The organism is Melioribacteraceae bacterium (assembly GCA_035362835.1).
Classification (GTDB): Bacteria; Bacteroidota; Ignavibacteria; order Ignavibacteriales; family Melioribacteraceae; genus DSXH01.
Genome location: DAOSDY010000002.1, coordinates 579,341 through 595,908 on the forward strand (window position 1 = coordinate 579,341; position 16,568 = coordinate 595,908).

General features: G+C 37.9%; 15 protein-coding genes. All 15 read right to left on the reverse strand.

Annotated features, from left to right (window positions below):
* Positions 1-28: 28 nt before the first annotated feature.
* Positions 29-1,324 (reverse strand): T9SS type A sorting domain-containing protein, encoded by a 1,296-nt coding sequence (locus tag PLZ15_09760; protein ID HOI30028.1) that lies wholly within the window; start codon positions 1,322-1,324, stop codon positions 29-31.
* 144 nt (positions 1,325-1,468) lie between these two features.
* Positions 1,469-1,840 (reverse strand): nuclear transport factor 2 family protein, encoded by a 372-nt coding sequence (locus tag PLZ15_09765; GenBank protein HOI30029.1) that lies wholly within the window; start codon positions 1,838-1,840, stop codon positions 1,469-1,471.
* A gap of 27 nt (positions 1,841-1,867) precedes the next feature.
* Positions 1,868-2,401 carry a hypothetical protein gene (locus PLZ15_09770; GenBank protein ID HOI30030.1) on the reverse strand — a complete coding sequence of 178 codons (534 nt, stop codon included), beginning with the start codon at positions 2,399-2,401 and terminating at the stop codon, positions 1,868-1,870.
* A gap of 97 nt (positions 2,402-2,498) precedes the next feature.
* Positions 2,499-2,933: an SRPBCC domain-containing protein gene (locus PLZ15_09775; protein ID HOI30031.1), complete on the reverse strand. Its 435-nt coding sequence runs from the start codon at positions 2,931-2,933 to the stop codon at positions 2,499-2,501.
* 10 nt (positions 2,934-2,943) lie between these two features.
* Positions 2,944-3,510 (reverse strand): dihydrofolate reductase family protein, encoded by a 567-nt coding sequence (locus PLZ15_09780; GenBank protein ID HOI30032.1) that lies wholly within the window; start codon positions 3,508-3,510, stop codon positions 2,944-2,946.
* Positions 3,511-3,563: 53 nt separating this feature from the next.
* Complete coding sequence (locus PLZ15_09785; GenBank protein HOI30033.1) at positions 3,564-4,523, reverse strand: AvaI/BsoBI family type II restriction endonuclease; 960 nt, start codon at positions 4,521-4,523, stop codon at positions 3,564-3,566.
* Position 4,524: 1 nt separating this feature from the next.
* Positions 4,525-5,964 (reverse strand): DNA methyltransferase, encoded by a 1,440-nt coding sequence (locus tag PLZ15_09790; protein ID HOI30034.1) that lies wholly within the window; start codon positions 5,962-5,964, stop codon positions 4,525-4,527.
* A gap of 327 nt (positions 5,965-6,291) precedes the next feature.
* A complete protein-coding gene (locus PLZ15_09795; protein ID HOI30035.1) occupies positions 6,292-7,656 on the reverse strand; it encodes a patatin-like phospholipase family protein in 1,365 nt (454 codons plus the stop codon).
* 161 nt (positions 7,657-7,817) lie between these two features.
* Complete coding sequence (locus PLZ15_09800) at positions 7,818-8,705, reverse strand: serine protease (protein ID HOI30036.1); 888 nt, start codon at positions 8,703-8,705, stop codon at positions 7,818-7,820.
* A 203-nt stretch (positions 8,706-8,908) separates the two neighbouring features.
* Positions 8,909-10,795: an ATP-dependent helicase gene (locus PLZ15_09805; GenBank protein HOI30037.1), complete on the reverse strand. Its 1,887-nt coding sequence runs from the start codon at positions 10,793-10,795 to the stop codon at positions 8,909-8,911.
* A gap of 217 nt (positions 10,796-11,012) precedes the next feature.
* Positions 11,013-11,630 carry a hypothetical protein gene (locus PLZ15_09810; protein ID HOI30038.1) on the reverse strand — a complete coding sequence of 206 codons (618 nt, stop codon included), beginning with the start codon at positions 11,628-11,630 and terminating at the stop codon, positions 11,013-11,015.
* A 189-nt stretch (positions 11,631-11,819) separates the two neighbouring features.
* Complete coding sequence (locus PLZ15_09815; GenBank protein HOI30039.1) at positions 11,820-12,104, reverse strand: hypothetical protein; 285 nt, start codon at positions 12,102-12,104, stop codon at positions 11,820-11,822.
* Entirely contained in the window at positions 12,101-12,514 is a 414-nt protein-coding gene (locus tag PLZ15_09820; protein ID HOI30040.1) for a hypothetical protein, read from the reverse strand. Before PLZ15_09820 ends, PLZ15_09815 begins: the two co-directional genes overlap by 4 nt.
* A 563-nt stretch (positions 12,515-13,077) precedes the next feature.
* Entirely contained in the window at positions 13,078-15,072 is a 1,995-nt protein-coding gene (locus PLZ15_09825; GenBank protein HOI30041.1) for an ATP-dependent helicase, read from the reverse strand.
* A 97-nt stretch (positions 15,073-15,169) separates the two neighbouring features.
* Positions 15,170-16,435 carry an MFS transporter gene (locus tag PLZ15_09830; protein HOI30042.1) on the reverse strand — a complete coding sequence of 422 codons (1,266 nt, stop codon included), beginning with the start codon at positions 16,433-16,435 and terminating at the stop codon, positions 15,170-15,172.
* Between the last annotated feature and the right edge of the window lie 133 nt (positions 16,436-16,568).

A 16,568-nucleotide genomic window follows, 5' to 3' on the forward strand; every position in this document is an offset into this window, starting at 1 on the left:
AAACTATCTGAAGGAAAATATAACGTAATTATTTGACTAAAAGCATACTTCTGATTAATGAATTATTCCCCGAATTAATCCTGTAGAAGTAGACACCGCTAGATAAATCGGTTCCGTCGAAAGTAACTTCATAAAATCCGGGCGGTTTAAATTCATCCACAAGCGTTTTTATTTCGCGACCGAGAAGATCAAAGATTTTCAGTGAAACAATCTCTCCTGCGTTTTTCCATCCTACAGAAAACCGGATTGTTGTGACAGGATTAAAAGGATTGGGATAATTCTGAAACAATTCAATCTCTTCTGGAACCGGTCTGTGATCGGCTGAACCGCTTATCAATCCTCCGCAATTATTCGTATAGATTAATCTGCCGTCGCTGCCTGTAATCCAGCCGGTTCTTTGATTTCCGAATTCAATATCGAAAGGATGAAAAGCGTAGGGGATAACCTGTTCAACAGAAGTTTTCCCGGAATCACTGCTTAGTAAAAGTCTTGAATAAGAACTGATCCAGAGGAGTTCAGGATGATCCGGAACAAACTCGATATCACGCGCTGGAGAATCATTCGTGTTTTGAGTCAGCGGAAAATCAGTCCAGCTATTGCCCCCGTTCGTTGTACGGTAGAGATTCGGAACAGCCGCAAGAAATCCGTAGTCCCGGTCATAAAATTTTAGAACATTAGCATAGACTCCGAATTGAGTCTCCTCCCAGTTAATTCCGCCGTCGTAAGTTCTGCATAACCATCTCGGCGGTGGACCGCCTTTAGGTGAATAAAAACCGACATCGTTATCAACGAAATCAACACTTTGCCAGCCGTCTGCCGCGCCTCCTCCAAGCTGTTGCCTGCATGTTTCCAGCCAGTCAATTCCGTTGGTCATCCTTATAAACAAAGGAATAAGTGTTTTTACCGATCCAGTTCCAGGAGCGTCTCCCATACCGATCCCTTCAATCGGACTGAACATTTCGATATAATTTGCAAAATAAGTCCTGCCGGGATTTGTATAAAATTCTGTCCAGGAATCTCCGCCGTCAGTTGTTTTGATGAAATTACCGTTTCCAAGAGCGGCATAAAAAGTTGTTTCGTTAACGGCTGAGATATCGACCGGATAACTGTAAGGAATCGGTTTTACGGACCACGATCTTCCAGCGTCAGTTGTTACGAATACTCCCTGCGGGTATGTACCGATTACAGCAAAGTTTTCTCCGATAGCATCAATACATTTAAGCTGCCTTATTTCAGGAAGGTTTGTAACCTCGGTCCACTGCGCGTTTAATCCAGATATATTCAGTACAAATAATATAAAGACTAAACTCCGTCTCAGTTTCATTCGATAACTCATGATTTTATAAAATGGAAAACTGTTAAGTGATTTATAAATGAACCGATACTTATTTGAAATCTATAAATTTATTTAATCTGCCAATAAGTTCTGCCGGGGTATTATGAGATTCTCAACCATCCTTTTTGTCTTTTAAGATTTTATTTCAGTCTCATGCGACCTGTAATACTTCCAGGAATTTCCCTCATACTTAAAAATATCCGTGAAGAGAACGTTGTGACTGAACTTATACTCATTAAAACTGCCCGCGATAAATCCTTTGCCGGAGACAATCCCGAGCTCTCCCGAGATTTCGTAATGAACATCTTCAACACTGTATTCTGTTATTACAACTTTTCCGGGCGCATAGCAGTCGATAATCTCTTTCTTCGTCTCAACAGTACCGTTTAAGCTGAATCCCCGGTAATCGCCTGATATCAATTCACTAAGCCGTTCCGTATCGCTTTTCTTCAGGCATTCTTTAAGTTCCTCCGAAGCGGCTCTCAATCCTTCAATATTTTTCATTGATTTTTCCATTTACCTGGAAAAAAATTATTTGGTTGTAACACCGCCCATTTTTGTCAGGACAGAATCGACCGGCTCCCAGAGCTCAATCTTGTTTCCTTCCGGGTCTAGGATATACGCGAAACTGCCGTATTCATAATCCTGTATTTCACCCAGGACGGTCACGCCTGCGGCTTTAAGATTCGCGATCAATCCTTTCAGGTTTCTAACTCTGTAATTGATCATAAAATCTTTTTTGGAAGGATCGAAATAATCGGTCTTCTCTTCGAATGGAGCCCAGCGGAGATAATTTACTTCTCCCGGATCGTTGGCGTTCCTGAACTCGAATACCGAACCGTAGAGGTCGATTGCCAATCCAAGGTTCTTTCCGTACCACTCTTTTACCCTGGAGGGATCTTTCGAACGGAAGAAGATTCCACCAATCCCGGTAACCTTTGGAGTGGTGTCATTTAAAGCCGCTGCGTTTTTGCCGGGAGTTTCATCTTTAGATGCGTTCTTTTCATCCGGAGAACAGGCGGCAATAATTAAAAGAATTAGCAGGAGGCCGGTTAATTTATTCATTCTCTTTTCCTTTCTGATTTTGGATACCGTTAAGATACGGTTTTATTTTTAAGATAGGGAGGAGAGGCATTTATTGATCTTAAGTAAATATTAAAAATCATTTCTCGAGAAAGATTTTAAGGTTTCCCTTTAAAAAATATTCCCAGCCGTTAATGCAGCTCTCGCGCCGGAACTCCGGTATGAACTCCGGAAAATCCTCCTGAACCTCTACAACCAGACGGAGAAGAGTCGACTGGTTATCGCTGAATAAATGGAATGCGGAGGTAGATCTGCCGGGATACCCAACGAACTCCCAGGAGTATTTAATCAGCTGAAGAGGTATTACTTCCGTAACCCTCCATATGTGTAGGAAGTCCCGCCCGCCGCTCTCAACATTGAATTGTGTAGTAAATCCTTCTTCGGGTACGAAGTCGGGAATGTTCTGGAAGTACCAGAGGCGCATCCTGTCGATGTTTGTAAGTGCGTCCCAGACTTTCTGAACGGAAGCGTTGTATCTCTCTTCGATTATGATCGGCTTATCGGAAGCTTTCATAAAAGCCCCTTTAGATTTTTTCGTAATAACTTTTTACGAGCGAGTCGTTGAGTATTTCCGTTTTTGCGTGTCTGAATTTCTGCTCCGTCTCAATGCCGCCGAAGAGGGGAATACCGCTGCCGAGCAGGACGGGGATCTTTGTTATTATCATTTCGTCTATAAGTCCGCGTTCTAAAAATCTTCTTATTGTTTCTCCGCCGTCGATGTAGAGGTTTCTGTAATTGCGTCCGTTAAGCGTGTTTACGATCTCCTCCGGCGTTCCGCTCAGTATCTCAACCTTATCCCGGTATTTCAACTGGTCTTTCTTTAGAGTAGTGCTTAAGAGGAAGACCGGCTTTGTATAAGGCCACGAACCGAACGCCTCAACGGTCTGGTAAGTGTTTCTCCCCATTACGATAGCGTCGATCCGCTTTATGAAATCGCCGAATCCGAAGTCGCTTCCGTCGGGATTCGGAATATCCATCAGCCAGTCGATGCTTCCGTCCAAACGCGCGATGTACCCGTCCAGACTTGTGGCTATGTAGATTGTGTTGAGCATAAAAATTCTATCGATAACGACGTTGCCGCTAACCGGCATTTTTATGCCAGGCCGTCCGTCCGTGTTGAGCGGCTTGTTATACTGCGTTTTGATTAAAGATTACATAACCAATCACATATAGAAACTAATTGCTTTTCGTTAGTTAGATTGGCAGCATTAGTCAATGTTTTATCAACAAGTTGATTATATATTTCTTGGGACATACTTCTTTCGATTGCGGCACCAATAAAAAAAGTATTTGGAGATAATTTATGTTCATTAAATGAATTTCTAATTCTACCGAGTGCGGTATTTGCAGTCTTCCAATGTTCATCAGCTCCAGCTGGATCAATTCCACCTTTCAATTCACCAAGAGCAATGTATTTGTCAGGTTTTGTATGAATAGAATTGGCATCCCCATTTATGTATTCGCTATATTCACAATCAAATAAACACAAATCGACGTTTTTATTAACGACTGGTGGAGTAATATTTAATACCAGTGTTCGATTTTTATTTTTATATTTCCAATACAATCCCTTCGTGTTTTCGTCAATAGTCATATCTTTAGAATCACCAGCTATCCAAGTTTTAGTATCTTTATGATAATATTTGAAACTAATTCCTTTTAAAGAAAAAGTTGAAATTAGTGCTCGTATCAATTTACGTTCACCGAGAGTACCAGCAATATTTCTCATAATACCACCAAGAGCATCTCCTTTGGTGAGTAAAAATCTATAAATTAACTCTTCAATAAAATCTTTGCCCGAAGGTTCTAAAAATTTTTCAATTAATTGTGAAATAGCCTCATTTTTATCTGACTCTGTTAGATGACCTTGAGCTTTATCACTTAAACCAGAAGCTGAAAGTAATGAGGGGTAAATTTCTTCTAACTTCAGCAGTTCTTTTGCGTTCTTTGCCTTTTCAGCAAAAACTTTTAATATTCTTGCTTCTTGAATAAAAGGTGTAGCTTTAACATTTTTTTCAAAAGCAATTGCTACAAATCCTTTTCTTGTCGCTTCTTGTGTTGTTACTAAATCTTCCCATTTTTTAATGTGATTATTAAAAGGCATTTTATTTCTCCCATATGTAAACACATTTACGAAGCTCACTTCTCCCGTGTTCACCCATTTGTTGACTACTATTACCTTTACCAGTTGGTAAAGTCCATATTTTTTTTATTTTGAAGCCAATTATTTTTGCAAAGTCAGAAAGAATAAGATCAACAGGAATTTCCTCACCTCCATATCTAACATTATCATTAACCATTACAACGACACCATTATATTTTAAAAGACGATACATTTCATAAATGACAAAAAGCATTTCGTAAAAATAATTCTTTACCATTCTAGGAATGTTTGAGTTGTTGAGTTTGCCTAGTCCATTTAATTTGGAAAGTATATCATTAATTTCCGTCATTGCAGGATGAGAATAGTATATCGAATTGATCAAATTGTAATCAGATGGACGATTTAGTTCAGTATAAAGATTTTCTAAGTAATTTAATTTCTCTTTATTTTCCACAGTACAAGTCAACATAGTTTGACGAAGTTTTTTCACATCATCATCATTGTTATTTAAGAATATAAGTTCTAAAGCGTAAGTCCTTGTATAGTCGTATCTGTTGCAGTAAGGAGGCGATGTCATTACAAAATCAAATATATCGGACTTCATTCTAGGTAAAACATCAAGAGAGGAACCTTGTAGAATTATCGGATCAATCAATTCGGTTTGAGCTTCTTCTCTAGAGAAAAGTTCAAGATTATGATGTGGTGAAAGGTCAATAAATATTTCATCAATTTTTTCTTTAACGATTTTAATAAAATTGTAAATTTCCCCTTTATTAAACTCAGTATTACCAAAGGATCGATTCGCCCTTGAATCCCATCTCAAGTATTGCCCATCTTTTCTAGTAAAACTAATTTCTTCTAACACAGAAAATGCTGCAAATTCAAGAAGCTTTCTAATGGAAGAATCCGATATGCTTTTACAGCAGGCTAAATATCGATTTAGGCTGCTTTCGTTTTCTTCTGGAAATGCTCCTCTAGTAATTGATATATGTTTGATGATGGAAGTATTGATTGTAGTATTTTCAAAAGATTCCCAAAAAGAATCAACCTCTCTTTTGAATTTATCTAATGATACTTTTTCCGCAGATAACCTAGCTTCAACATTAAAAATACCGATTGGGAGAAGTTCAACTCCCGTAGATTCCCAACCTTTTTCTCTAGCCGCAAATAAAGTTGCGCCCGAGCCAGCAAATGGATCTAAAATATGGCCCTTTGATGGATGATATTTTTCGATGAAATAATCTATTAATTTTTTAGAAAAGCCTTCTTTGTACTTTAACCATCTGTAAAATGGTTCTTTTTTGTTTGCTTGGAAGCTGACTAAGGTTCTGTTTAAAGTGTAGTTTGTTTCAATAATATGTTTATATTGATCAAAAAGCTTTTCTCTCTCATTTGGGAATAGTATATTTTTGCTCACATAGCTCAAACTTGGTTCGGACATTTCAAATCCTATAATATTCTAATCTTTTCTATAAATTTAACATAATTTTGACAAAAGAACTGATATTGACTTCAGAAAATATTAAGCAGTATAACGACGTGACTTTTCACCAGTTCACCCCGAACAGTATTGATGAACTGTAAATTTATTGCCAATAAGTTTTAAGAATTTTATTTAACAGAACAATGCTACAAACAATGCTTGCCTTTTTCATCAAACCTAAAATCAGAATAAAGCCGTTCTGAAAACGCGGTCGTGTTGAAAAGCTGGTTAGGCAGTTGATTGATTTTACATATAAAAAATCCGAGTAATAATTTCATTATTTTTTCAAAGAAAACTCATGTTACTGATTATCCTTTCTGCATCCGCTTTACCAAGAGCAATCAAGCGCTGTGCATATTTTGCTTTGAAGTTCATAGTTCCACTAAAGAACTTGCCAAGTTTTTTCTTGGGTGCGATCGTAATTAATCGAACCTTATTCGGAAACTGGTGGAATGGGATGTTCACAGGTGGCTCGATGCTACTTTTCTCAAATTGGCTATGCGGAGATTTGCCCCTTATAGCTTCAAACATACTACGTGCATCATCAATTGATAATTTAGGAACGCGAATTTTTCTATCCACTTTCTGCCAATGATTCACTAAGTCATTTTCATGTTCTAATGGTTGTAAACGTACGATCCACACTTCATTGCAGTTTTCAATGTTTAACAACGGCCACAATGGAAGGTTATCTGAAACTCCACCGTCAAAATAATCTTTCCCATCTAATTGAACACTAGGAAACAATCCTAGTGGAAGAGCTGTAGTGGCGACTAACAGATCTGTAAATTGATTCGATTGTGAATCAGAAAGTTTTTCATAAATGGGTATCTGTATTTCAGAAGCGAATGGTTTCCAAAGAGCAGGACCATTACCAAAAGGAATAAAATATGAAATGCTCGGTTTGTCAGGATCAAATGCTAATTCACATTTTGACAATGTAACATATGTGGGTATAGCAAGTTTGGATCCGGAGAAAGCAAATCCAATCAAGTTACGAAGTGGCAAAGTATCAAAGAGAGTTAATCTAAGGTGCCTCCAAATTAGTGAGCCAATTGGGGGCACTACTTTCAGAAAAATGAATATAGCAGAATATAATAGAATGGAAATAAAGAATATATTGATACCAATTCCTAACCATAATGGCATTTCTGCAGGTATTCTTCTGAACGAGAATATTTCAAATATTCTTTTAAATCCGTCCCAAAAGCTCATAGAGTGTTCAGAGGAATTTCCAAATACTAATGCAATACCAAAGGCTACAATCGCACCCCAAAGAGTAAATAAAAACATCAAAACTCGACGTCCGATTATATGAAGAACTCCTTTAGTAGACTGAAATCGCATATTTGAATCTGTTGTAACACTCAAAAGATGGAATGGAAAGAGGAGATATATAAGAAATTTAAAACGTGGTTTGCAAATTGAACGGAGACTAAGAGAACGCCAGAATGCTTCACCATTGTCAAGTCGATTGGCTGACCAAAGTGCAGCATTAAGAGCACCAACTGAAGAACCAGCAATAGAGTCAAATGTAATTCCCGCGTTTTTCAATGCTTGGAGACAACCAAATGCATAAGCTCCTTTAGCTCCACCACCTTCAAGTACTAGTCCCCTTATAACTTGAGATTTACCGTCACTCTCACACATATTAGTGTATCTTTTATTTTAATAACTTTACACTTAATAGTAAATGAAATAGTATTTTTTACTGCCTAACGGCGTTGCCGCTAACCGGCAGTTTTATGCAGGGCTGTCCAGCCTGTCCGGTGCATTCTACCGGATGTTGAGCGGCGAATTATGTAAACTCTTTATTTAATTATTTGTAACAAGCGATTCAACTGAGTCTGAAAAGAGGATGAAGAAATAATGTTATTAATATATTCAACTGACCAGACTTTTGATAAACCGGTGTTTTCTTCGAATACAACTCTTGGACGCTTAGACTGAACACTTATTGCTACTTCTTGATATGGAAGATATTCTCCTATAACTCCAATAAATTTATTTGCATATGGATCACCACCCAAATTTACTATTCCAGGATTATCTGATCTTATAAAAGAAGGCTTGAGAAATACGGGACTTCCGCTATTACCAGGGAATGCAAATGCATCAATAAAAAATGATTTGTCTTCATTTTTTAAACTTACGGCTCCTATGCGAATTATAGGATTTATTTTATTTCTTGATTGTAAGCCCGGCTGAAAAGAGACAAAGAACACATCATAAACCTCATAGATTTTATTTGAAGATAAAAAGAAGTTGTCAGGTATAACACGCAAGTCATCGTGAAGGGTGTCTATCGCAAAAGGAATCATAGCTAAATCAATATTTGGGTTAGAATCATATATCCAATTCACTTTGTATTGATTTTTGATTTCAGTTAGAGAACGCGATAATAATATGCCTTCTTTTGAATTGAAGAATACTTGATAATTTTCATCTAATAGTTTACCAGTAAATTTATCATCAATTAATTCCATGATAACATGTTTAGCAGTTACTAGATGAAATATGTTTTTAATAGATACCAAAAATCCAGTAGCATGATAAATTGGTTCCTTTTTTGAATTGTATTCACCAATAAAAACAGTAGTTTTTTTAATTATGTCAAGATCACTTTGTTGAGCATTTACAGTGGAAATAAAATTAAGGGCTAGGATAAATAATATACCAGAAATTATTTTGGATACCATTTTAACCTCATCTTATTTACATATAACGGCCTTGTTTTTAAGCCGCCACCCAAGACAGCCATGCTATTTAAAACACAAAAGCCAATAATTTTGAAATAACTTTTTTATTGTAACTTACTTTAAAGAGCAACTAACTTTTACAACAAAACTTTATTACCACACAAATGCCGCTATTTTTAAAGCGGCCGGTCTTGAAGAACTTGTTAGCTAGCATCCAGTTTATAATTAATTCCTATCTCTGATTTAATGTTTGGAATTCCTTCGAGATAACGAGATAAATTTCTTTTTGTAGTATCAATTTTTTTATAACCGGTATGCCTTTGTTGATCAATTCTATCAACACAATAAGAAATAAATAAGTAATGTTTAGCTCTAGTCAATGAGACATATAGGAGACGTCTTTCTTCATCTATATCATTTTTTCCAGGTATATATTCTTCCTCGCAGGCTACAATAAAAACTACTTCTGCTGTCAAACCTTTTGCTTGATGCATAGACATAATTCTAACTCCGTCAACATCTTGGTCGAGTGGTTCTGCAGGTCCAAACAAATCATTAATAAATGTATTAAGCCCACCAATACTTGTTATTTTTTGACGAGTAATGATATCTAATAATGAATCAATAAATTCCTTAGAATGAGATTCAAAAAGTTCTTTGAGTAATTGGACTTGTTCGTTGAAATTATCTGCCTTAGCTTTTAACGAATCTAACAGCTCATCAATATATTTCAAAGTTTCTTGAACTTTAGAAAGATTTTTTATGTCAGTTTCTTCACCATTTTTAATTTTTTGCAAAATAGATACAAAGTCGCTTCGATTTTTTGCAGCGAGATTGTAAATAGAATTTATAGTTACTCCACCAATACCATTAACAAGATTTAGTATAACTCTATAGGCAAGGCCATTTTCGTGATTATCATAAAGTTTTAGGATAGAGATAAGATACCGTCCCAAATTGGAATCAAAAATATCATAAAGGCTTGTATTGGCATTTACTTTTAAATTGTTAGCGAGAAGTTTTGAGGTTAGCACAGTTGAAAAACACTTATTATGATCACTTCGGAGTAAGATAATTACTTCTTCTTCTTTTGATATTTTATTGTCAATAATTTCCTTGATAATGCGAGAAATATTTTCTGCTTCTTCATATTGGGTTGCAAATTTAAGAAGAGCAGTATGACCAATACTTTTGGAAGTAGATTTAATTGTTTTACTAATTCGTTTATAATCTTGCCTAATAACATTTGAAGCTAATTCAAGTATTTTCGGATCACATCGTTGACATTCAGTAATATGGAATGATTTGGAATTCTTAATTACATTTGTAAAATTTCTAATACCCTCAGGATAAGCATATCTAAATCCATAAATACTTTGGTCATCATCACCAGCAACAAATAGTTTTGCTCCTTTTGAAAAGAGTGTTTCGATAACGCGTAAATCACATCTATTTAGATCTTGGTATTCATCAACAATCAAATATTCTATTGGTCCATCTAAAGATATTTCGGTGGTTGATTCTAAAATGTTTTTAAATTGATATACAAGTTCTGATCGCAATCCATAACCATATATCTCTCTATGCTCTTTCCAAGCGCCAAGAAATTCTGGACTATCAAAGTTTTGTTCCCAATCATCTCGATCCGCATTTAAAGTTTCCCAATTAGCAGAAAGTAAATTGAAAAGTCTTCTGATTTCCTTGATGTTAGAGTTAAGCAGCACTTTTATATCTTCAAGTATTATGTTCCTCTCTTCATAGTCGTCTGCAATGACAAAATTTGAAGGGAGAGTGGATATCCTTCTCGAATTTTTCATCAATTGTCTTAGCGAAAAGCCGTGCAGGGTAAAGACATAAGGTAAGTCTTCGGCAATTTTAAGTTCCTTTGATATTTTGGTTTTTAATTCGGCGGTTGCCGCACGTGTGAAAGTTAAAACAAAAATTCTTTTGGGGTCAATTCCTTTTGCGTTTATTAAATCGGTAATAAAGCCAATGATTGTGAATGATTTACCCGTTCCAGGGCCAGCTAAGACTAATCTATTCTCAACTGTAGAATTAATAGGAACCAATTGTTCATCTGTAAGAGCCATTTCTCTCCTTATTATTGCTAGCTAAAGGCGTAGTTGCTAATCCGCCGCCCAAAACAACAATATTGGTTTTGTCAACGCAACTATTATTTATAAATCTGTTTAAAGAACTCAATCAACTTTGAGCAACAAACTAATTCTGAAAAAGCAAACCCAAACGCGGCTCAAAAAGATCGCATCGATGATAGCGGTCGCCGCTGAGGCGGTTGTTAGGGCTATTTTATAAATCTTCTGTTAATAAAATATTGCCTTCCATAAAATGTTTCTTAAGAACAATCATAAGATTTGTTATTTCATTTTTGGGAATAGTTAAAGACGGCAACATTACAATATCAGTTAATAAAGGGTCGGGATTAATTTTTCGGCTATCAAATGAAATTAAATATGAACCGTGAACACCAATTAAAGAAAAACTCATTTCTATATCACATTCAATTGAATAGTCTGTTTTAATAAGTTCAACAATTTCACTAAAGCGACGTGCCTTTAAATAAATATCCTCTATTCGAATTGTTTTCAAAGTTGTGTCTAGCTGATTTACTTTTGAAATACCAGCTTGAAATAACTCTATCTGCCCATTATTACTACAAATAATATTATGCTTATTCTTAAGATTTATTATAAATAAATTATCTTTAACAGACTTCGTTGAACCAGTCAAATAATATCGAAGCCTATGCATTAGTTTCTCTTGAATTTCATTATTCTCAAAATCAATTATGCCTTTTATATCACAACTGGGAATAAAATGAACTAGAAGTCCATTTGAATCCCTAAACTCCGAAATATTATTTAGAAAATATTCTCGCCTACTTCTAATGTAATCTCTTGTATTCATTTTTGAGCCCTAACGGTGTTGTAAATAACTTGCCGCCCAGAACAGACGGCTTGTGAGAATGTACAAAACCAATGATTTATAAAAAATTTTCATATTGAAATAAACCCGAATAAGAAATTTATGAATACAGACAAACCTAATAACTGTACAAAACCAGCGAGAAAAGAAGCGGTCAAGTTGAGTTGCTTGTTAGCTGTTTTTCTTAATCCACTCCCAAGCATCATCAGGAAGTCTTCCTTGTCTATCATTTAAATCAACTTTTATAACCAAATGTCTGATTTTTAATGTATTTGTTTTTAAACATTCTGTTAGATGGTTAGATAATTCTTTCGCTGATAAATCCGTGCCGACAATGTACATAGTTTTAATATAGTGCCACCACTTTTTTATTTTTGGATGAGAAACAAAATCCTCGTGAAATTTCTTATAGGATTTTAATGGCTCCCTATCTAAAATGACAGAATAATATTTCATTTCCCAACCTCCTTATCAGAGGCTTCTCCAATTTGTTTTATCGAAGTATCTTCAATTAATTCTACCTCTTCAACTTCTGCAGCTTCTACTTGTTTTGACTCGGTTCCCATTCTTTCCATCTCAATCTTTAGAACCTTTTGTACGTGGGATTCTGACCTACAAAAGTCTGGTTGTTGAATGGACTTTATAAAATATAGAATGATAAATAAAAAACACGAACCTAAAATTAGATACACAAAAGTGGAAATAATGAATTGATTTTCTGGAAACAAAATGAATAAGGTAATGGCAAGTCCAAAAATAAGAATTAAATAAATTAGGAAAGGCCTAAAGCCACTTGAACGTTCAGTGCGACTGAACCAATCTTGTGCACTTTTTAGCCAATCTAAAGGATTAAAAGGATTTCCCATAATATTTTTTTTTTTGATTAAACAGCTAACTAATAATTAACCCGCCAGAGGGCGAGTAGCATTATTTAAAATCTCCCGCAGGGTTTATTGTTTATTAATTTATAAAAGAAGCTCCGGTGCTTTATATCGTCCATAAAATTTTGCGGTTTTTTTAGTCAGACGTGCAGGGCAATATCTGATGCAGTGAGTAGCTGATAAGAATTAATGACCCCTCGATTAATTCTAAAATATATATAAATGTTGCAGCGGGCAGAGTTCCCTCGGGGAGGGCAGGGCCCCGTCAGGAACGGAAGCAACTTAATAATTGGAATTTAATTAGTCAAGAAAAATATTACACTAAATTATAATAGCGTGATTACAGATGAAGAACTGGATAGAACGCGGATGACACGGATTAAGCGGATTAAGCGGATTAACGCGGATAAAATCCGCGAATCTCAGTCCGGTCCGAATATTATTGTCATAATAGAATTTAATAGAGTTTGAATGAGATGTATAAAATCCGCGGATATCCGCCCGATCCGCTGAATCCGCGTTCTATCAGCTAAGTTCTTTACCGCGGATTAATCCTCAAGAAGCCACTGGTCGGCAAGCTCTTCGGAGATCGAATCGATGAACCGCGACGGCTTTGCGAATGTAAACCCGTTCTGCCTGTCGAATATATGCATCGGATAGCAGACGAATAAATTCTGCTTGGCGCGCGTGGAAGCTACGTACATCAGCCGGCGCTCCTCTTCGAGGCTCTCAAACTTCTCAAACGACTGCGAGGAGGGGAAGAACCCGTCCACCGCGTGAATAATGAAAACCGAATGCCACTCCAGTCCTTTAGCGGAATGAATCGTAGAGAGCGTTAGGAACTCCCGCTCTTTATCCGTAGCGTCGATATCGATAACGCTGTCCTGCGGCGGATCGAGAGCCATATCGGCTAAGAGGCTGTCGAGCGATTTGTAATTCTCGCTTATGTTGATGAAAATATCGAGGTCCTTACGGCGCTTGTTCCAGTCGTCGTATTTTTCCTTGAAGATCGGCTCATAATACTTAAACGCCATCTCGGCTTTGTCTGCCGGGAGCTGATTCTTTGTATGGATCTCGTGAAGGAGCGAAAAGAGATTGTAGATGCGGTCGGGATATTTTTTAGGCACCACTTTTTCGGCTGCCGATTTAATCGAGAGTTTTCCTGCGGCTATTTCATCCATTATCATCTGAGCTTTCTTCGGACCGATTCCTTCGTGGAGCAGAAGAATCCGGTACCAGCTAACATAATCTGTCGGATTCTGAGCAATCCTCAGGAAAGCGAGAAGGTCTTTAACGTGAGCGGTCTCAATGAATTTCATTCCGCCGAATTTGAGATACGGAATGTTTGCTTTGTTCAGTTCAATTTCGAGGTCGAACGAATGGAACGAGGACCTGAATAGAACCGCCATGTCATTCAGCGGAACGCCCTCCTCGCGGAGCTCGAGGACTTTCTCTACAATAAACCTCGACTGCATATTTTCATTAGCCGCGCTTATAATTCCGGGGAGGTCGCCACCCGTCTTACGCGTGAAAAGATGCTTCGGGTATTTCTCCATCGCGAATTCAATAATCCGGTTGGAGAAATCGAGTATCTGCTGTGTGCTTCTGTAATTCTCTTCGAGAGTAATCAGTTTTACGTTCTTAAAGAGTTTCGGGAATTCCATTATGTTCTTAAAGTTCGCGCCCCGGAATGAATAGATCGACTGCGAGTCGTCTCCAACAACCATAATATTCTGGTGAACCTGGGCAAGTCCTTTAATCACTTCCGCCTGAAGTTTGTTCGTATCCTGGTATTCGTCAACCATCGTAAATTTGATGGTGTTGAGAAGGGATTTTGCGGCGGGGGAGAATTCAAGAAGAAAATCCCTCAGGTAAACGAGCAGGTCGTCGTAATCGAGCAGATTGTTCTGACGTTTGTAAGAAGTGTATACTTTATTTATCTGCAGAAATTTTTCTGTGTATTCGGCGAAGTGGGGGTATTCCTCTTCAAGAATAATTTCAACCGGCCGGCCTGTATTAACGCCTAAGCTGAGGACTTTAAATATCGTCTGCTTGTTAGGGAAACGTTTCTTATGCTGGGATAGATTTAGCTGTCCGCGTATCAGGTTTATAACATCCTCGCTGTCGCTCTGATCGAGGATAGTAAAGCCGTTATCGAGCTTTACGGCTTTTGCATATTTGCGGAGCGTAAGATTTGCGAACGAGTGGAACGTTCCTCCGTTAATTTTTGAGCACCTGTTATCGAGGAGAATAGCGGCGCGGTCCATCATCTCTTTTGCGGCTTTGCGGGTGAATGTAAGAAGAAGGATCGATTGAGGGTCGTATCCGAGTTCTACGAGCCGCGATACTCGGTAGACGAGCGTGCGTGTCTTGCCGCTCCCTGCGCCCGCTATTACAAGGTAATTTCCTTCAACAGCGGAGGCCGCTTCGTACTGGGAGGGATTGAGTTCGTTCCGGTAGTTGATAACAAATTTCGATTCATCTGCTTCAGGTTTACGAACCGGAATCTCTCCGACTCTCTTTAACTGGTATTTTTTAGGCATGTAAAAAATTAATAGAATCCGGATGATTCCGGCTTAGCCGGTGAAAGCGGATTAAACCGCTTTCATCAGCCCGTCCGGTCAAACGTATTCTATTCCGTTAAGCTTTCTCGCTCTTAGTTACAAAGTAATTATAGATCCACATTAAAATTGTTGCAAGCACGCCAATTCCGATCATAACGAACCAGACCAGTTCAGGTTTGCCCGCGGCTTTGGATGACTGGTAGAGCCATCCTCCGAACGGATCGCCTACGAAACGCGCGATTGCTATCGGAAGAAACGCGTAGCCCTGATACAATCCCTGCTGACCCGGAGGTGCGATCTCGGAAATATATTCGTAATAGCGCGGCGCCTGTATCATTTCGCCTATTGCGAATGCAACTATTCCGGCTACTATCGTAGGTATGCTAGGATAGATGCCGATTATAATCCATATCAAACTTGATATAGCGAATCCGTATAGAATCGCGTTATGCGTCTTTATTTTTTTCGTAAGGAGGTTCAGCGGTATCTGAAGAAGAATAATTGCGCCGGCGCCTGCCCACGACTGAATTATTTCGTACGGCGCATTCGCATCGATGTAATCCGTTATGTAGTAAGGAACGATAATAAATTCTTGCCAGAAGATTATCCAGTATAAACTGTAGATCAGAAGAAAGATCATAAACTTAATGTTTCCGAGAACTACGAAGAGGTTTTTAATCTTCTTTCCGAAAGACTCAACAATGTCTGTTGCAGGACTCTTAACCTCTTTATATAAAAGTAAGTTTACTATAAGCATCAGGAGGCAGGCAACAGAAGAAACAATATAGACCGCTTTATTTCCGAAACTGTCGCGTGTGAAATATGCGATTGTCGGTCCTAGCATAGCTCCGGCGTTAACGAGCCAGTAATAGATCGCAAAGCCGAGCGATTTTGTTTCGGATGTTGATGTAACCGCGACTGTTCCGAGAACGGAAGGTTTTATAAATGAACCGCCGAACGCTGTAAGAATCAGAAAGACCATCAGGAGCCAGTACTGATCCATTCCGCTGTAGACTCCGGAGAAGAGACTCATACCGACAGAGCCGATTAAAAAATATCCTAAAGCAAGAACCGAAAATGCAACGTTGAACGCGCGTCTGAATCCCCATTTATCGGCTAACGTTCCGCCGAGTATCGGAAGCAGATAGATTAATCCGCCGAAGACACCCGATAACTGTCCGGCTTCGGCTTCCGAAAATCCGAGATCGTTCCGCATATAGATCATAAAGACAATCTGCTGACCGTAATAGGCAAGCCGTTCGAATAATTCCATTACATTGGCTACCCAGAATGTAGGATGGAAACCGGCTTTGAGTTTCTTGAATTGTTCTGAAAGGTTCACATTAACTCCGCTAGTTAGTGAATCATTGAAAAAGTCGGCAAAATATAATACCTATATGCTACAAATAAAAATCCTGCTGATGTAAAACTTCATCCGTCCGATTGCAATCAGTTTCATTGTTGAATTCAAAATT

Bases quoted from the DNA above. Each gene is read 5' to 3' on its own strand.
- PLZ15_09760 (HOI30028.1), bottom strand. From the start codon at position 1,324: ATGAAACTGAGACGGAGTTTAGTCTTTATATTATTTGTACTGAATATA.
- PLZ15_09765 (HOI30029.1), bottom strand. From the start codon at position 1,840: ATGAAAAATATTGAAGGATTGAGAGCCGCTTCGGAGGAACTTAAAGAA.
- PLZ15_09770 (HOI30030.1), bottom strand. From the start codon at position 2,401: ATGAATAAATTAACCGGCCTCCTGCTAATTCTTTTAATTATTGCCGCC.
- PLZ15_09775 (HOI30031.1), bottom strand. From the start codon at position 2,933: ATGAAAGCTTCCGATAAGCCGATCATAATCGAAGAGAGATACAACGCT.
- PLZ15_09780 (HOI30032.1), bottom strand. From the start codon at position 3,510: ATGCCGGTTAGCGGCAACGTCGTTATCGATAGAATTTTTATGCTCAAC.
- PLZ15_09785 (HOI30033.1), bottom strand. From the start codon at position 4,523: ATGCCTTTTAATAATCACATTAAAAAATGGGAAGATTTAGTAACAACA.
- PLZ15_09790 (HOI30034.1), bottom strand. From the start codon at position 5,964: ATGTCCGAACCAAGTTTGAGCTATGTGAGCAAAAATATACTATTCCCA.
- PLZ15_09795 (HOI30035.1), bottom strand. From the start codon at position 7,656: ATGTGTGAGAGTGACGGTAAATCTCAAGTTATAAGGGGACTAGTACTT.
- PLZ15_09800 (HOI30036.1), bottom strand. From the start codon at position 8,705: ATGGTATCCAAAATAATTTCTGGTATATTATTTATCCTAGCCCTTAAT.
- PLZ15_09805 (HOI30037.1), bottom strand. From the start codon at position 10,795: ATGGCTCTTACAGATGAACAATTGGTTCCTATTAATTCTACAGTTGAG.
- PLZ15_09810 (HOI30038.1), bottom strand. From the start codon at position 11,630: ATGAATACAAGAGATTACATTAGAAGTAGGCGAGAATATTTTCTAAAT.
- PLZ15_09815 (HOI30039.1), bottom strand. From the start codon at position 12,104: ATGAAATATTATTCTGTCATTTTAGATAGGGAGCCATTAAAATCCTAT.
- PLZ15_09820 (HOI30040.1), bottom strand. From the start codon at position 12,514: ATGGGAAATCCTTTTAATCCTTTAGATTGGCTAAAAAGTGCACAAGAT.
- PLZ15_09825 (HOI30041.1), bottom strand. From the start codon at position 15,072: ATGCCTAAAAAATACCAGTTAAAGAGAGTCGGAGAGATTCCGGTTCGT.